We start from the raw sequence: 16,172 nt of genomic DNA, 5'->3' as shown, positions 1-16,172 counted from the left end.
ACAGTTATGAGCAAAGGTATTACAAGTAAAAGCGAAGATTACTCACAGTGGTATAATGATATCGTGATTAAAGCCGATCTGGCAGAGCATTCCTCTGTAAAGGGCTGTATGGTCATAAAGCCCTATGGCTATTCTATTTGGGAAAAAATGCAGGCCGTTTTGGACCAGAAATTTAAAGATACAGGACACAGTAATGCCTATTTTCCTTTGTTCATCCCTAAGTCATTTTTTTCTAAGGAAGCGTCACACGTCGAGGGTTTTGCCACTGAGTGTGCCGTAGTGACACATTATCGTCTTAAAAATGATGGAAACGGAAATATTATTGTTGACGAAACTGCCAAATTGGAAGAGGAACTCATCGTGCGTCCTACCTCTGAAACCATCATATGGAATACCTACAAAGGTTGGATCCAATCCTATCGTGATTTGCCTATCCTCGTTAACCAATGGGCTAATGTTGTGCGTTGGGAAATGAGAACTCGTTTGTTTTTACGTACCACAGAATTCTTGTGGCAGGAAGGACATACCGCACATGCTACTTCTCAGGAAGCAGTGGAGGAAACGGAGAAAATGCTGAACGTTTACGCTGATTTTGCTGAGAATTGGATGGCTGTTCCTGTAGTTAAAGGAAAGAAGACACCCAATGAGCGTTTTGCCGGTGCCCTGGATACGTATTGTATTGAAGCGCTGATGCAGGACGGTAAAGCATTACAGGCGGGTACATCGCATTTCCTAGGTCAGAATTTCGCTAAAGCATTTGACGTTAAGTTTACCAACAGGGAAGGTAAAATTGAACATGTATGGGCTTCTTCCTGGGGCGTCTCTACGCGCCTGATCGGTGCATTGATTATGGCTCATAGTGATGACGCCGGACTGGTTTTGCCACCTAAACTGGCACCAATTCAGGTTGTAATTGTTCCGATTTACAAAAGTGATGAAGACCTTAAAAATATATCTGCTTTTGTAGATGAGCTTATCCCGAAACTTAAAGGTCTGGGAATCTCTGTAAAATATGATGACAGAGATACACAACGTCCTGGTTTTAAATTTGCAGAATACGAACTAAAAGGTGTGCCGGTGCGTTTAGCTATTGGTGGTCGTGATTTAGAAAACAAAACTGTAGAATTAGCCAGACGTGATACCCGTGAGAAAAGCACGGTGAGTCAGGAAGGACTAGATCTGCATATTGCGCAATTACTGGAAGATATCCAGTCAAACATTTACAAGAAAGCAGCAGATTTCAGAACTGAGCATATCACTGAGGCAAACTCTTACGAGGAGTTTAAGGAATTACTGGATGGAAAAGCAGGCTTCATCTCGGCGCACTGGGATGGATCTCCTGAAACAGAACAGAAAATAAAGGAAGAAACTAAGGCAACTATCAGATGTATTCCATTGGACAACCCATTGGAAGATGGTATTTGTATTTACTCTGGTAAACCATCTATTCAACGCGTTTTATTTGCAAGGGCTTACTAAGTCCTTTAATTATTAATATCATGGATAAACAACATATGAAATTTGCAACCAAAGCGATTCATGCAGGCCAGGAGCCTGACCCTACAACAGGGGCAGTGATGACGCCAATTTACCAGACTTCAACTTATTGGCAGGCTTCTCCGGGTGATCATAAAGGGTATGAATACTCCAGAGGAACAAACCCTACACGCAAAGCATTGGAAGACTGCCTAGCGGCCTTGGAAAATGCAAAATACGGACTCGCTTTCTCAAGTGGTATGGGTGCTACAGATGCAGTGTTGAGATTACTGCAACCGGGTGATGAAGTGATCACTGGAAACGACCTGTATGGTGGTTCTTACAGAATCTTTACTAAAGTATATGCGAAATATGGTATTAAGTTCCATTTTCTCGATCTTTCGAAACCAGAAAATATATTGCCTCATATCAATGATAAAACAAAGCTGATCTGGATTGAAACACCAACCAATCCCACGATGCGTATTATTGATATTGAAGGTGTAGCTAAAATCAGCAAGGCTCATAAATTGATCCTTGCTGTGGATAACACATTTGCCTCACCTTATCTGCAAAACCCTATGGACCAGGGTGCAGATATCGTGATGCATTCCGTAACCAAGTATATTGGCGGGCATTCTGATGTGGTTATGGGGGCGTTACTTGTTAACGATGACCAGCTTTACAAAGAACTCTGGTTTGTTTACAACGCCTGCGGTGCTACACCTGGACCACAGGATGCATTCCTGGTACTGAGGGGTATTAAAACCTTACACCTGCGGATGAAAGCACATTGCGAAAACGGCGAGAAGGTTGCGCAATACTTAAAAAATCATCCCAAAATCGATAAGATTTATTGGCCTGGTTTTGAAGATCATCCCAACCATGATATCGCGAAAAAACAAATGCGCGGATTTGGAGGCATGGTTTCCATAACCTTAAAAGATGCTGATTTGGCAGAAACGTTCAGGGTAGCCTCTTCTTTCAAAGTATTTACGCTGGCAGAATCTTTGGGCGGTGTAGAATCGCTGATTAATCACCCGGTAAGTATGACACACGGTTCTATCCCGAAAGAAGAACGTGAAAAAGTTGGCGTAACAGATAACCTGCTTCGTTTAAGCGTAGGGGTTGAGGATATTGATGATTTGCTTGCGGATCTTGAACAGGCTTTAGCTTAGTCCTTGGAGTTTTTAGAGACAAAAGACTTTCTGGACCTGAAAGTGCGGCAATACAATACTCCGGCCTTCATCACGAACGATCCGATCTGTATTCCGCATCAGTATACCAGAAAGCAGGATATTGAAATTGCCGCATTTTTTGCGGCAATTTTAGCTTGGGGACAGCGTAAGACCATTATCAATAAGTGTAATGAGCTTTTTGCGCGTATGGACAATGCGCCATATGATTTTATGGTCAACCATGAGGAGGAAGACCTGCGCGTGCTATTGGGCTTTAAACACCGCACCTTCAACGATACCGATCTGCTTTATTTTGTCTCCTTTTTTAAACATCATTATCAGCAGCATGAATCACTGGAAGCGGCATTTTTACCTTCAGATCACATAAGTAAATCAAAGTTTAGCGCAGAACAGGCACTTAATTATTTCAGGGCTTATTTTTTTAGTCTACCTGATTTTCCACGTCGCACCATTAAGCACGTATCTTCTCCACTGCAAAAATCCACTTGCAAGCGACTCAATATGTTTTTACGATGGATGGTGAGAAAAGATAACTGTGGTGTCGATTTCGGCATTTGGGATACGATCCCATCATCCGCATTAATTTGTCCTTGTGATGTCCACGTGGATAGGGTGGCCCGAAAACTAGGGCTTATCAGTAGAAAACAAACAGACTGGCAAACCGCCGTTGAGCTTACCGCCCATCTGTCTGAGTTCGATCCACTCGATCCTGTAAAATATGACTTTGCCCTTTTTGGGCTGGGTATTGAAGAAAAATTTTAGACCGTACAGTTTACTTTCTATCTTTAACCATGATCAGTTTCAAAGCAGAAATAGAACGCTTCAATGAAATGGGTGAAAAAACTGGCTGGAGCTATGTATTTATCCCTGCCGACCTCGCCGAGCAGCTTAACCCTGGATGTAAGAAGAGCTATCGTGTTAAGGGGATGTTGGATGCTACAGAGATTTCAGGTATGGCGTTAGTGCCCATGGGCGCTGGGGATTTTATTCTTGCACTGAAAGCGAATCTTAGAAAAGCCTTAAGAAAAGAGGCAGGAGCAGTGTTACAAATTCAACTGTCGCTGGATACTGATTTTAAAATTGAGATGCCCGAAATTTTATTCGACTGCCTGCAGGATGAGCAGCACCTGATGGATAACTTCCTGAAAATGCCTAAATCACACCAGAACTATTATATCAATTGGCTCAACGAGGCAAAAACAGAGGTGACGCAAACTAAAAGGTTACTGATGATTGTAAAGGCAATGGAAGAAAAGCAAAAGTTTGGCGAAATGATCCGTGCTTCAAAAAATAATCAGGATACCTTGCGATCGTAATTCCTGAACCAGCTACCAATCTTCATCTGAATTACACCGAAAAAGGCCTCACGGAAAATTCTCGTGCTCATTTTTGATGTGCCCTCAGTCCGGTCTGTAAAGATAATAGGCACCTCCACAACATTAAAACCATACTTGATGGCTGTAAACTTCATTTCTATCTGAAAGGCGTAGCCCACAAATTTGATCTTATCCATTGGGATTGTTTCTAATACCCGGCGCTTATAACATTTAAAACCTGCCGTAGCATCCTGAATGGTGATGCCCGTAATGAAACGCACATACATAGAAGCAAAATAAGACATCAGTACTCTGTTCATAGGCCAATTTACTACATTGACCCCCTGGACGTATCTGGATCCTATAGCTACGTCGGCGCCTTTGAGACATGCAGTCTTCAATTTGATCAGATCTTCAGGGTTGTGCGAAAAATCAGCATCCATCTCAAATATATAATCATAACCACGTGCCAGAGCCCATTTGAAACCATGGATATAGGCGGTACCCAATCCAAGCTTACCTTGCCTTTGCTCAAGGTGAACGATATCAGGATATTCTGTTTGTATTTGCTTCACAATGTTGGCGGTCCCATCGGGAGACCCATCATCAATAATAAGCAGGTGAAAATCCAAACCCAGAGAAATTACTTTACTGATAATTTTCCCTATGTTCTCTTTTTCATTATAGGTAGGAATGATAACTAAGCTGTCTGACACGTACTAATCTCTAAAACTCTGCGAAAATATTGATAATAAATTAAAAACCCGCAGTAAAACATTTTACTGCGGGTTAAAATATGTTAAATATAGCCTAGCGCACGCCGTGCATCATTTTCTTTAAGAAACCTGAAAGCAAGAATAATAATAGTGCCGCTACACCCGACAAGGTTACGAATACCATAAAGAATTCGTATAAGTTATGAATTGTATAACCAACAAATGTAGGGTACACAAGATCAATTTTTTCTTTCGTCATTATCGCCACCTGTTCAGCGGTAGCCTGGATTCTACCATCAAGGATGCCTTTCAGATCGATTCCATTTTTGGTCGCAAATTCAAATTTATCGCCTGTTGGCGGAATCAGTGCGCCCAGTGTTCCAGCCAATGCATAACCTGCTGCATTACCAATAAACCATACACCCATCAACAATGAAGAAAATCTTTTCGGTGCAAGTTTTGCTACCAGCGATAAACCAATTGGAGACAAGCAAAGCTCACCCAATGTGTGGAACAAATACATCACAAATAACCAATGTACCGCAAGTTTACCTGTGTTTCCGATTTTACCAACCTGCACAGCAATGATATAGTAACCGATGGCCAGTAACAATAAGCCCATTGCCTGCTTAACAGGGGAGATTGGTTCCAGATTACGTTTCTGAAGCTTAAGCCACAACCAGCTAAAAGGTAAAGCAAAAACCACGATAAAGATAGAGTTGGCGTTTTGTACAAAGCTTGGTGGCAATTGTATCCCTAAGAAATTAAGATCAGTTTGTTTATCGGCAACGAACGTTAGTGAAGAACCTGCCTGCTCAAATGCAGACCAAAAGAAGATTACGAAAAATGCAATGATGTACATTACAGTAATCCTGTCGCGCTCAACTTTGGTAATCGACTTATCGGTCAAAATCAATACAGCTAATGAAATCGCTGCAGAATAAATAAAAGGGTAAACCCAGCTTTTAATTGGGTTAGGATCCAAAGAAAGGTAGTGAAACGTAGCATATAACACAACCATTAATCCTGCGCAAGCAGCTAAAGCGGTATTGGTAAAGTTAGCTTTCTCAGCTTCGCCAAGTTCGTTAAGTTCAGAGGTGTTTGCTCCCGGTTTAGCACCAACGGCATTACCTTTGGGATCCACAACATATTTGTTTTTCAGGAAGAAGAAAAGCACGGTGCCCAGGAACATTGCCAAACCCGCGGCAAGGAATCCCCATTTAAAGGCCTCAACAACCCGAACATCACCAACTTTAACGTCTCCCAGGAAAGGGCAGATTGACATACCGAGGAATGCACCTACGTTGATACCCATATAGAAGATCGTGAAAGCTGAATCCAGTCTGTTATCACCCTTGGCGTAGAGTTGACCAACCATAGATGAGATGTTTGGTTTGAAGAAACCATTTCCCATAATGATTACACCTAATGCAATCCACATCATTAGTTTAGCAAGCTCCAGGTTGGTAGCATATGTAGAACCACTAAAGAACAGACATAACTGCCCGATACCCATAACAAGTCCACCCAGCATGATACAGTTTCTGTTACCTAGATACCTGTCGGCAACAAAACCTCCTAACATAGGAGTAAGGTAGCATAGTCCAAGGAAACCTCCATAAACAATGGCCGAATCTTTATCTGAGAATGCAAGAGCGTTAACTAAAAATAGCGTCAATAATGCACGCATGCCATAAAAATTGAAACGTTCCCACATTTCAGTTGTGAAAAGGACATATAACCCCTTAGGATGTCCTTTCTTGGTACTTGTTAAATGTTCAGGCTCTAGAATTTCTTCCATTTGTGTTGTTTTTAATTAATTTTTTGAATAAATAAGTCAATCGTGCTTAATACAGCGAAGGTAAGATAAGCACACATAATTGAACTCGCAAATTTATAATAGTATATGGTATTTGGCTTAAAATTTCTTTGTTACAGGGATATTTTTGTTCTTCGGATCTATGTAAAGCTCATCTTTAGCGTCAGGATCATTCTTCGGCTGCACATTTTCTACAAGTTTCAGCTTTCCACCTAAAAGGCGATAGCCATCAAATGTAGAGTCAGAAGCATAAAATTCATAATTGCCCACCATTGCAGGATCAAAAGCTACCAGATGATCAAATACAATCATGTTGAGCACTTTATCCATCCGCATGGTCATTGAATTTAACTTATTATATTCAAAGACAATTCTACTTTGTACCGGCGTTCCTTTAATGCCTTCAAAAACAGCTTTCCCCATTACAGGTAATCCATTTTCAAAAGATAGCACCTCAATCACTTTTTTTGTTGTTTTACTAGAGTTACCTTTCCAGCCTAACAGTGCATAATACGTTTGCCTGCCACTGTTAATTACCGGCACGATTTCGTAATAACGCGCACCGAACCATTTCTTGTTATCTGAAATGATATTGGTATCTTTAATGAAGGCAGCCGACTCATCAATCAAAGGAAACAATTTAAGCTGGCCGTCTTTAGTATGTAGCTGAATGGCACCAAAAAACCTGTATCCACCTTCCGTTGTGGGTACATACCATGAAAATATCCGGAATGCCTTGTCTGGCGATGTTACATGTGAAATTGTTTTCAGTGAGTCGAACCCAAAGCTGAAAGAGCCAGGCGTTTTTAACGCATTTACAAGCGTTTTAATGAACTGCGCATTCTTCTCAAACCGCAGCGGATTTTCTGTAGCTTCCAAAACGGCTGCACTGATGCGGATTAAAGAATCCTGAGCGCGTTGTAGTGCAATAACATGACCAGCCTGTTGTGCATTGACTTGCTTACTGCAAAAAACACACATCATCAATAGACACCACAGAAATTTCACCTGCTTTAACATGTTAGCCAATTTTTTCTATTACCAGTGCGCTCGCACCACCGCCACCATTACAGATTCCCGCAACGCCAATTTTACCGCTGTTTTGGGCAAGTACAGAGAGTAAAGTTACAACAATTCTGGCACCTGAAGCACCCAGGGGATGTCCCAATGCTACAGCACCGCCGTTTACATTTACCTGATCTGCCGACAGTTTCAATGCCTGGTTATTGGCTAAAGAAACTACCGAAAAAGCTTCATTGATCTCAAAGAAGTCAACATCGCTGATCGCTTTACCAGCATTTTTTAATGCTAAAGGGATTGCCTTGGCAGGAGCGGTGGTAAACCATTCCGGTGCCTGCTGTGCATCGGCATAGCCGATAATCCTGGCCAGTGGTTTTATACCCATTGCCGCAGCGCGTTCCGCGCTCATCAATACTAAAGCAGCCGCACCATCATTTAACGCCGATGCGTTGGCAGCGGTAACGGTACCGTCTTTTTTGAATACTGGTTTTAGCCCTGTTATTTTATCAAATTTTACTGCAAAAGGTTCGTCATCGGCAGTGATCTGCGTAACAGTACCTTTTCTGTCTGTTATATTTATGGGAATTATTTCATCGGAGAACTTGCCGGCTGTTTGTGCAGCCTGGGCGCGCTGATAAGAAGAAATAGCAAACTCGTCCTGGGCTTCACGACTGATGTTACATTCCGATGCACATAATTCTGCTGCCGATCCCATGTGATAATCATTATACACGTCCCAAAGTCCGTCTTTAACCAATCCATCTGTTAACTGACCGTGCCCTAAACGATAACCGTTTCTTGCTTTATCAAGGTAATACGGCACATTACTCATGCTTTCCATACCTCCGGCAACAATGATATCGGCCTGCCCCAGGGCGATGCTCTGTGCAGCAAGCATAATCGCTTTTGTGCCAGAGGCGCAAACTTTATTAATGGTAGTGGCAGGCACATCTGGCAAGCCTGCAGCCTTTGCCGCCTGTGTAGCTGGTGCCTGTCCAAGGTTGGCAGACAATACGTTACCCATGTAAACTTCCTGTACATCTTCAGGTTTGATCCCTGCTTTTTCCACAGCAGCTTTAATAGCTTGTCCACCCAGTTCTGTAGCGGAGATACCCGACAATGAGCCGCCGAAACTTCCTATTGGTGTTCTTACTGCAGATACAATTACAACTTCTTTCATTCTTGTTTATATATTTTGGTTGCTGCAAAGGTAAGAATTTTGAAGGAAGCTAATACTGGATTTATAAGGTAAAGGCTTTTAAATTCGATTGAGCCTGACTGCCCCATTCTTTGAAAGCCCGGTTTAATGACTGCATCAAGCCTTTATTATCTGTTGGCTTCCCTTTAACGGGAATATATAACTCTTTAGGTGTAACCGCCCGGTCTGTAACCTTTGTAGCAAACCAGGTCACATTTTCGTGGGGGAGTGCCACGCCGAGGATCATCCCCGGCAAACCGCCAAAAGATTCTGGGCCACCAGATACAGGAATCTGATCCGTATAAAAAGCAACTACATAGATCGAATCCATAATCAGCGCGTTGGCTCTCCTGCACTGGTAACCGGCAATCTCTCTGGTTTCTGTGGTAATCTTCCAATTTATTTTCCGAACACTATCTTTAACAAGAAACAATTCTTCATATACATTTTTTTGGGTTGTACTGGTCTGGGTTGCAAAGTCAGTATATATGGTGTTGATCTGTTTAGCTTGTGCCAGGTCGAAAAAGCTTCCACTAGTTGTAGTTTCTTCAACAGGGCTAAACAAGGATTTGTCTTTGTTAAAACTCAATGTGCTCTTGGAGACCTTGAACTGCGGCTGATTTTTTTTATAGGAATCAAAAGCCTGTTGGTAAAATGAACTGTTTGATCCGGTAATTAGTTTTTTTACCATGGCGTACATGTTGGTAGTCTTATCATATTCGATTACGCCATTAAAAGGGAAACGAACATATTGCGCATAGGCGGACGAAAGTAATCCGGAAAGCATGGTAATCAGGAAGAGCGATTTAATTTTCATGTCTATAATTTTTTATTTACCCATTTTGTTAAAATCCCAGGTTACTGAGCACATAAAGTAACGTTGGATGGTCAATGAAGATGTTTGTGTGATAAAGTTGCCGGAAGCCGAGCGGTTGAAGCCTGTATTTTGGTTCAATAGATCATTTACCTTTATAGAGGCTTTGAGCTGATCTCCTTTCAGGAACTTTCGTGATACAGAGGCATTCCAAATCAAACGCGTAAAATCTTCGTCAAATGACTTCGTGGCTCCGCGGAAAAGATAGTCACCATCAGTACTGATCTCGAATTTTGCCGGTAGGTATCCCGTTGCCGAAAAACGACTTCTAAATCCCCAGCCGTCATTGTTTAATTCTTTCTGAATGGATGATGATCCTGTGCTATAGTTGGGCCCACCATTAACATAGGCACTGAATTTCTTCTCTACGTTTTTAGACAGGCTCAAATTTGCTGAATATTCTCCTGAACTATTTTGGTTGAGCTCGGTCTTACCATTATATGTTACATAGTTGAAGGATGTACTTTTATTTAAGTTTCCTGAAAGACCAACATTAATATCTGTGAAAATTTTCATTTTCCTGTAGTAACTTAAATAGCCATAGTAATTGCTTGGCCTTTTACCGGTCAGGTTAATGGATTGAAAGGTGCTTCGTCCTTCCAGATCGGTCGTCGTGTTGCTGACAATACTGTTTTCCGTAAAGCTATAGTTGATACTGGCGTAAAGACTTCTGTTGCCGATAACTTTGTACGAATCGTAATATGCACTGAAGTTGTTGGTGAAAGAGGGGCGAAGGTTCTCATTACCCAAGGTCACATTTAGTGGATCTGTATTTACGCGCACCGGTTGGATCTGGTCAACACTTGGTTGGCGCGTGCTTCCTGAATACCTGATACTGAAAGATTGCTGTGAAGAAATTTTGTACTGATAGCTGGCCTGTGGGTTCCAGTTCACAAAGTTTCTGTCAAACTTGTTGTTCGTGTACCGGTCAAGTTGATCAAAGTTGATCAACGCAACTTTAGTCCCAATATTAATTACTGTTTTTTTACGGTTGAAGTTGGCAATTGCACCACCTTGATTCCCGATTTGTGTAAGCTTAAAATCATTAGAGAATTGCGTGTCCAGCATATCATAGTTTCCAGATGCCGATTTGTTGAAAGATTTCCGGTCTGAGATACTTTGATTCATACTCAGACCATAATTGAATACAATTGAAAGGTATTTGGCAATCGGTTCCGTATAAGTCAGATTTCCGGTCAGGATATTACTATTAGCGTTCACTGTTTTCAATTGGTCAACAATCTCTTCCCGCTCAAATGCACCCGTGGTGGCATAAAACGTATTATCTGACCTTAGAAATCCTGTAGATTCATTTTTTCTGATCGCTTCTGATAGGTTGAGCGAAAGCGTTCTGCCTTTTTTCCTGAATTTTTTGGTGTAAAATGCAGACGCATTAAACACTTGTTGCGTGCCATCATTACTCACCGTCCGATCGCTTGCATTCAGCCTGGTATCATCACCACGGAAACTTCTCGCTATATAACCCGTCGAGGTATTCGTTTTCTTCGCCATGCCGTCCACGGAAATTTTAAGGTTCGACATAGAATCAAGTTTGATCTGGTAGGTTGCATCTAGTTTGTTTCTGAAAATGTAATTATGTGAAGTCTGATCAGAATTACTGATAATTACACCTGAAGGCAGATTATTCTGACTGATTGTGTTTACCGCACCATCAATCGTAATTGCGCCGGTTTTAAAGTTTGTGTTGATAGATTTTTTATCGCTGTCCCACTTGGTATCATAGTGTAGACCCCCACTTGCAGCTACCGGAATCCCGTCACCGGTGTACCTGCCATCAAAAGAGTCCAGCTCGTCTGAACCTCCGCCACCACTGATCATGATGATGCCATTGTCCAGAATCTCCATTCCACCACTGTTCATTTTACTATTATCCTGCCAGCTCAACCCGGTTTTTCCAGTATTACTCAAAGTGCCGTAAGCAGAAAACTTCATCTTACCCTTGAACCGGTTAAACTGTGCCTGTGTTTCGTAATAGCCATCATTACCAATACCCGCGTCCAGCTTTCCGAAGTAACCGTTTTTCTTATCTTCTTTCAGCTTAATATTTATCGTCTGCGATTTCTGTCCGTCGTCTATTCCCGTAAAGGCAGCCTGATCGCTCTTCTTTTCAAACAACTGCACTTTGTCAACCATGTCTCCACGAATATTTTTCGTAACCAGGGTAGGGTCATCGCCAAAAAACTCTTCTCCGTCAACGAGTACCTTGCTAACTGTTTTGCCCTGTGCGGTTATCTTGCCGTCCTTATCTACCTGAATACCGGGCAGTTGCTTTAACAGATCTTCAACCTTCGAGTTTGGCTGTATTGTATATGCTGCCGCATTGAATTCTGTTGTATCTCCGTTAATCTTAATTGCTGCGGCGGTGCCCTTGATCAGCACATCCTCAAGTAATTTAGACTTAAGCAACATGTGTAGTGTGCCAAAATCTTTTTCTGATTTTGTTGAATCCAGTGTGAAAGCTTCAATATAATCGGCGTAACCCGGATAGGTAACCATCAATATATATTTCCCTTTCTGGAGTTTATTGATTTCAAAGCTACCATCCGCGGCAGTTCTGGTAAAGCTTTTTAGTGTGGAGTCTTTAGCATTCAAAACGCTGATGCTGCTGTTCAGGAGTTTTAAACGTGCAGCAGTATCTACGGTTGTTCCCTTTACAAGGTATTTGTTTTGTGCAAAGCCTGATACTGCCAGTAGCAGCATTCCCAGACATGCTAAATTTTTGAAGAGCGTTAATTTATACATATCCCAAGGTATAACTAAATCGTTAGTGATGCAAGTTTTTTAATAAATTTAACATCTATTAACAAAAATTAACAAACTGCTTAGATTCCTAGTGTCCAGCGGGATATAAATGTTATTGATTGGGTGTTGCAGAACCTATGCACAGTGGGGAATACTCACATAAAAAGTAGTTCCAGCCGGACTGCTCTCGAACCAGATCTTTCCATCCTGCAGCTCTACATAACTTTTGGTCAGCATCAAACCCAAGCCAACACCTTTTTCATTATTGGTACCATAGGTGCTTTTGCTCTTCATAGAAAACAATGAGGATGAGTTTTCGGAAGCGATACCTACACCATTGTCTTCAACAATAATCTCACAGGATTCCTGTTTATGTTCGAAACTTAATGTGATTATGCCACCAACTGGAGTAAATTTAATCGCATTGCTTAGCAGGTTCCTAACTATCAACTGCAGCATGTCGGGGTCAGCAATGACCTTCATTTCAGGATCATGATTGTAAACCAACTGCACCCCCTTTTCCCGCGCCAGATTTTGCTGCACTTCAATTGTTTTGCGTAAAACCTGGTGGAGCGACAACGGATTTAATGAGACATTAGTGCCATTCATTTGATCCTTAGACCAGGAAAGAATGTTTTGAAGCATTTCCGACGTCCTTTTGGTAGAAGCCAATAGCTTTTGTTCAATTACTGTTTTCTCAGTTGAATCGAGATCGATGGCATTCAAGAGTTCCAAGTAGTTCTCTACCGATGCCAATGGGGCCTTAAGATCATGCGCAACAATTGAAAACAACTTGTTCTTAGTCTCATTAATTTCCTCCAATTGTAAAAGTCTGTTGTCAGCAAGTCGCTTTTCTTTAATGTAATTGGATTTGATATATAAGGTGATCAAAGAGATCAACGCGATAATCTCTGTCATCGTTTGTCCCATATCCAGTAAACGGGCTTCCTCGTTTGCATACAATGGCTTTAACAAGCCAGGGTATTTATATTCCGTAAAAAGAAGCGCAATCATCAATGCAAGATTCAGCGGGACCCAGGTCCAATATTGTCTTTTGGTCGTAACTACAGTCAAAATAAAAATAATTAATGCAAAAAGTATCACATTTACCCCTTTAGAGCCTTCGCTAATGTAGTATGTTCCCGCGCACATTACATTGGCACTTATGGCAAATAACGCGACGGCAATATCCAACCTGTTTCGATATCTGGACAGATAACATATAAATACAAGTAAAACCGTAAAACACAACATCAATGAGGCAAATCCCGACAGTCCGATCCAAAAAAGAACCAGGGCATTTACAACTGCTGTGAAAATTCCGGACACGATAATGGCATGAAAGATCCGGCTTTCCATCGAAAACCTGGTCTTATCTCCAATAACTTCATTCCAATACCCTTTTATGCGCGTAACTAGTGTCCCCAAGAGCGAATTTCCTATGCCCAAATATAAGGAAACAAATGTCCCTTATCCAGATCAAATTTAAATTTAAACGATTGCGTATAAATACGGCAAATGAAATACACTGTATTGAAATTCCTGTTTGGCATTATTAGTGTGTCAGTTTCGACATCTACTATGAAAAACTAAAGGAAGCGGCTTGCGAGGTGCTTCCTTTTTTTTTTAACACAGATCGGATACTGTGCCAAACATTTTGGGTTGTATTAACGTAGTACAATAGAATTCTAAACTAAAATATAGTTTTATAAGCACCACTATACCTGTCCATGAGCGTATTCCCTAAAATGAGTGACCAGGAGTTACTGGAAGTATTAATGTTATCACCCAAGGCAATTGCTGTTTATACAACTAACGATGTCATTATACAAATGGCTAACGATGCCATGATTGCGTTCTGGGGAAAAGATCGGTCTGTTATTGGAAAACCTTTAGAACAAGCAGTGCCGGAATTAAAGGGACAACCTTTTATCGGGATGCTTCAAGAGGTACTGGCAACGGGGGTTACCAATTCAGGACTGGCCATTCCAGCAGAGCTTTTTATCGATGGCAGACTTCAGACTTTTTATTATGATTACGAATATAGGGCTGTCAAAAATGAGCAGGGCCCATACTGTATATTGCATACTGCTACCGATGTAACTGAACTTGTTGTAAACCGGCAGGCGCTGGAATTGGCCAAGGAGAGGGAAATCCAGCTGGAAAGAGAACAATTCCTTAACGAACAGCTCGCAGCATCCAACGAAGAACTTAATGCCATCAATGAAGAACTGCATGAAGCACAGGAAAGTCTCACTAACTTGAATCACGAATTAGAGAGCCGGGTTGATGAACGGACTAAGAAGCTTGCCGAAAGCGAATCTAACATCAGATACGCAGAAGAAATGCTTCGTTTTTCCATTGAAGCTGCGAAAGCAGGAACCTGGTATATGGATGGAATTACCCGGGAGTTCCGCACTTCCCGTAGGCTTAGAGAGCTTTTCGGTTTTGATCCGGATAAGGAAGTTAGCTATGATCAGGTCATCTCACGGATTCCGGAAGACTACAGGGTTAAAGTGCAGACAAAAGTAGATCAGATATTATTGGAAGGCGATAACTATATCGTTGAACATCCAATCCTGGATTACAAAGATCAGAAAGAACGCTGGGTAAGTGCCATTGGTAAATTGTACCGTGATGATGATGGCAAGCCACAGCATTTCTCCGGACTGATGCTAGACATCACCCAGCAGAAGAAAGACGAAATCAGAAAAAACGATTTTATAGGCATGGTGAGTCATGAGCTCAAAACACCATTAACATCCTTAAGCGGTTATATTCAGGTGCTTCACCGCAATGCAAAAAAGACAGAAGACAAGCCGACAGCAGACATTCTGGATAAAGCACACAATCAATTGAAAAAAATGACTTCAATGATCAATGGCTTTCTAACTATATCCAGACTTGAATCTGGTAAAATTCAATTGCAGAAGCAAGTATTTGAGCTGGATGATCTTCTACGTGATGTGATTGATGAAATCAGTCTTTCTGCATCTACGCATAAAGTAACGCTGTTTCCTTGTCCTGAATTGCTCGTTAACGCTGATCGGGATAAGGTAGGGTCCGTCATATCTAATTTGTTGAGTAATGCAGTTAAATATGCTCCCAAACAAGAACAAATTACGGTGCGCTGCAAACGGATAGGCAATATGGCTGAAATCAGTATTCAGGACGAAGGTCTAGGCATTGACATACAGGATGTTCCCAATCTTTTTCAACGCTTCTATCGCATAGAAAATAAAGACAATCCACATATCTCCGGTTTCGGTATAGGCTTATACCTATCAGCAGAAATTGTGCAATACCACGGTGGCAAAATCTGGGTGGAGAGTGAAAAGGGCAGGGGATCGACCTTCTATTTTACGCTTCCACTTCATGAGGAACCATCAAAATAACGTCAGGAAAATGTTTTTTTTATTTAACCTATCAACAAAGATGCTGGGAAACTGTTAATTTAACAACAAAACAAACGATTATGATTACTCCGGAAGACAAAGTTCCCCTAGACGACTTTAATAACGATGATGCTGATGATCAACAAAGTCAGCAGGACATCCACTCAAATGGTTTCGAAGCGCACATCGACGATTCTCCAGACGATATCGAAGCCAATACTGATTTACTTGATCAAGCATTTGACGCTTCAGAAGCTTCTTTTACGCTGGATGCCGATAAAGGATTTGCCCCGAAAAAAGGTGATGACGATTCGAATGTAAAAAGCTAAAGCATAGAGATCGTTGTCTTTTCGCATCCATGATGCGGTATCAATAGGCCATAAGAAAAAACCGCTA

Annotated in this window: 13 protein-coding genes; 6 read left to right on the top strand and 7 right to left on the bottom strand. The window is 41.5% G+C overall.

Going from position 1 to position 16,172, the window contains the following annotated elements; all coding sequences use genetic code 11:
* The first annotated feature begins 6 nt into the window (after positions 1-6).
* Genes proS through CLV32_RS07440 form a run of 4 tightly spaced genes read left to right on the top strand, consistent with a single transcriptional unit; the run spans position 7 to position 3,991 of the window.
* Positions 7-1,479 carry a proline--tRNA ligase gene (gene proS, locus CLV32_RS07455; RefSeq protein ID WP_133554036.1) on the top strand — a complete coding sequence of 491 codons (1,473 nt, stop codon included), beginning with the start codon at positions 7-9 and terminating at the stop codon, positions 1,477-1,479.
* Positions 1,480-1,514: 35 nt separating this feature from the next.
* On the top strand, positions 1,515-2,654 hold the full coding sequence (locus tag CLV32_RS07450; protein WP_133555534.1) for a cystathionine gamma-synthase: 1,140 nt from the start codon (positions 1,515-1,517) through the stop codon (positions 2,652-2,654).
* Between the two features lie 3 nt (positions 2,655-2,657).
* Positions 2,658-3,437, top strand: coding sequence for a TIGR02757 family protein (locus CLV32_RS07445; protein WP_133554034.1), 780 nt, complete (start codon positions 2,658-2,660; stop codon positions 3,435-3,437).
* A gap of 29 nt (positions 3,438-3,466) precedes the next feature.
* Entirely contained in the window at positions 3,467-3,991 is a 525-nt protein-coding gene (locus tag CLV32_RS07440; protein WP_133554032.1) for a YdeI/OmpD-associated family protein, read from the top strand.
* Here the strand turns inward: CLV32_RS07440 and CLV32_RS07435 are convergent.
* From CLV32_RS07435 to CLV32_RS07405, 7 genes are all read right to left on the bottom strand, one after another.
* On the bottom strand, positions 3,970-4,707 hold the full coding sequence (locus CLV32_RS07435) for a polyprenol monophosphomannose synthase (protein ID WP_133554031.1): 738 nt from the start codon (positions 4,705-4,707) through the stop codon (positions 3,970-3,972). The two genes, CLV32_RS07440 and CLV32_RS07435, sit on opposite strands and share 22 nt — an antisense overlap.
* 94 nt (positions 4,708-4,801) lie before the next feature.
* Positions 4,802-6,508 carry a peptide MFS transporter gene (locus tag CLV32_RS07430; protein WP_133554029.1) on the bottom strand — a complete coding sequence of 569 codons (1,707 nt, stop codon included), beginning with the start codon at positions 6,506-6,508 and terminating at the stop codon, positions 4,802-4,804.
* 117 nt (positions 6,509-6,625) lie between these two features.
* Complete coding sequence (locus CLV32_RS07425; RefSeq protein WP_133554027.1) at positions 6,626-7,546, bottom strand: hypothetical protein; 921 nt, start codon at positions 7,544-7,546, stop codon at positions 6,626-6,628.
* Between the two features lies 1 nt (position 7,547).
* The gene (locus tag CLV32_RS07420) at positions 7,548-8,726 is read right to left on the bottom strand and encodes an acetyl-CoA C-acyltransferase (protein WP_133554025.1); all 1,179 of its coding nucleotides are present in this window, start codon (positions 8,724-8,726) and stop codon (positions 7,548-7,550) included.
* Positions 8,727-8,787: 61 nt separating this feature from the next.
* Positions 8,788-9,561: a GLPGLI family protein gene (locus tag CLV32_RS07415; protein ID WP_133554023.1), complete on the bottom strand. Its 774-nt coding sequence runs from the start codon at positions 9,559-9,561 to the stop codon at positions 8,788-8,790.
* Positions 9,562-9,573: 12 nt separating this feature from the next.
* A complete protein-coding gene (locus CLV32_RS07410) occupies positions 9,574-12,381 on the bottom strand; it encodes an outer membrane beta-barrel family protein (protein ID WP_243732259.1) in 2,808 nt (935 codons plus the stop codon).
* 135 nt (positions 12,382-12,516) lie between these two features.
* Positions 12,517-13,809, bottom strand: coding sequence for a sensor histidine kinase (locus CLV32_RS07405; protein WP_133554021.1), 1,293 nt, complete (start codon positions 13,807-13,809; stop codon positions 12,517-12,519).
* A 302-nt stretch (positions 13,810-14,111) separates the two neighbouring features.
* Between CLV32_RS07405 and CLV32_RS07400 the strand changes: the two genes are divergently transcribed.
* Both CLV32_RS07400 and CLV32_RS07395 read left to right on the top strand, forming a co-directional pair.
* Positions 14,112-15,776 carry an ATP-binding protein gene (locus tag CLV32_RS07400; RefSeq protein ID WP_133554019.1) on the top strand — a complete coding sequence of 555 codons (1,665 nt, stop codon included), beginning with the start codon at positions 14,112-14,114 and terminating at the stop codon, positions 15,774-15,776.
* A gap of 80 nt (positions 15,777-15,856) precedes the next feature.
* Positions 15,857-16,105, top strand: coding sequence for a hypothetical protein (locus tag CLV32_RS07395; RefSeq protein ID WP_133554017.1), 249 nt, complete (start codon positions 15,857-15,859; stop codon positions 16,103-16,105).
* The last annotated feature ends 67 nt before the right edge of the window (positions 16,106-16,172 follow it).

This window comes from Pedobacter duraquae (assembly GCF_004362245.1).
Classification (GTDB): Bacteria; Bacteroidota; Bacteroidia; order Sphingobacteriales; family Sphingobacteriaceae; genus Pedobacter; species Pedobacter duraquae.
The sequence above is the reverse complement of the archived record's forward strand: the minus strand, read 5'-3'. Positions and strand labels throughout refer to the sequence as shown.

Coding starts and splice junctions, on each gene's coding strand:
- CLV32_RS07420 (WP_133554025.1), bottom strand. CDS start 8,726: ATGAAAGAAGTTGTAATTGTATCTGCAGTAAGAACACCAATAGGAAGT.
- CLV32_RS07440 (WP_133554032.1), top strand. CDS start 3,467: ATGATCAGTTTCAAAGCAGAAATAGAACGCTTCAATGAAATGGGTGAA.
- CLV32_RS07430 (WP_133554029.1), bottom strand. CDS start 6,508: ATGGAAGAAATTCTAGAGCCTGAACATTTAACAAGTACCAAGAAAGGA.
- CLV32_RS07450 (WP_133555534.1), top strand. CDS start 1,515: ATGAAATTTGCAACCAAAGCGATTCATGCAGGCCAGGAGCCTGACCCT.
- CLV32_RS07410 (WP_243732259.1), bottom strand. CDS start 12,381: ATGTATAAATTAACGCTCTTCAAAAATTTAGCATGTCTGGGAATGCTG.
- CLV32_RS07395 (WP_133554017.1), top strand. CDS start 15,857: ATGATTACTCCGGAAGACAAAGTTCCCCTAGACGACTTTAATAACGAT.
- CLV32_RS07415 (WP_133554023.1), bottom strand. CDS start 9,561: ATGAAAATTAAATCGCTCTTCCTGATTACCATGCTTTCCGGATTACTT.
- CLV32_RS07400 (WP_133554019.1), top strand. CDS start 14,112: ATGAGCGTATTCCCTAAAATGAGTGACCAGGAGTTACTGGAAGTATTA.
- proS (WP_133554036.1), top strand. CDS start 7: ATGAGCAAAGGTATTACAAGTAAAAGCGAAGATTACTCACAGTGGTAT.
- CLV32_RS07425 (WP_133554027.1), bottom strand. CDS start 7,546: ATGTTAAAGCAGGTGAAATTTCTGTGGTGTCTATTGATGATGTGTGTT.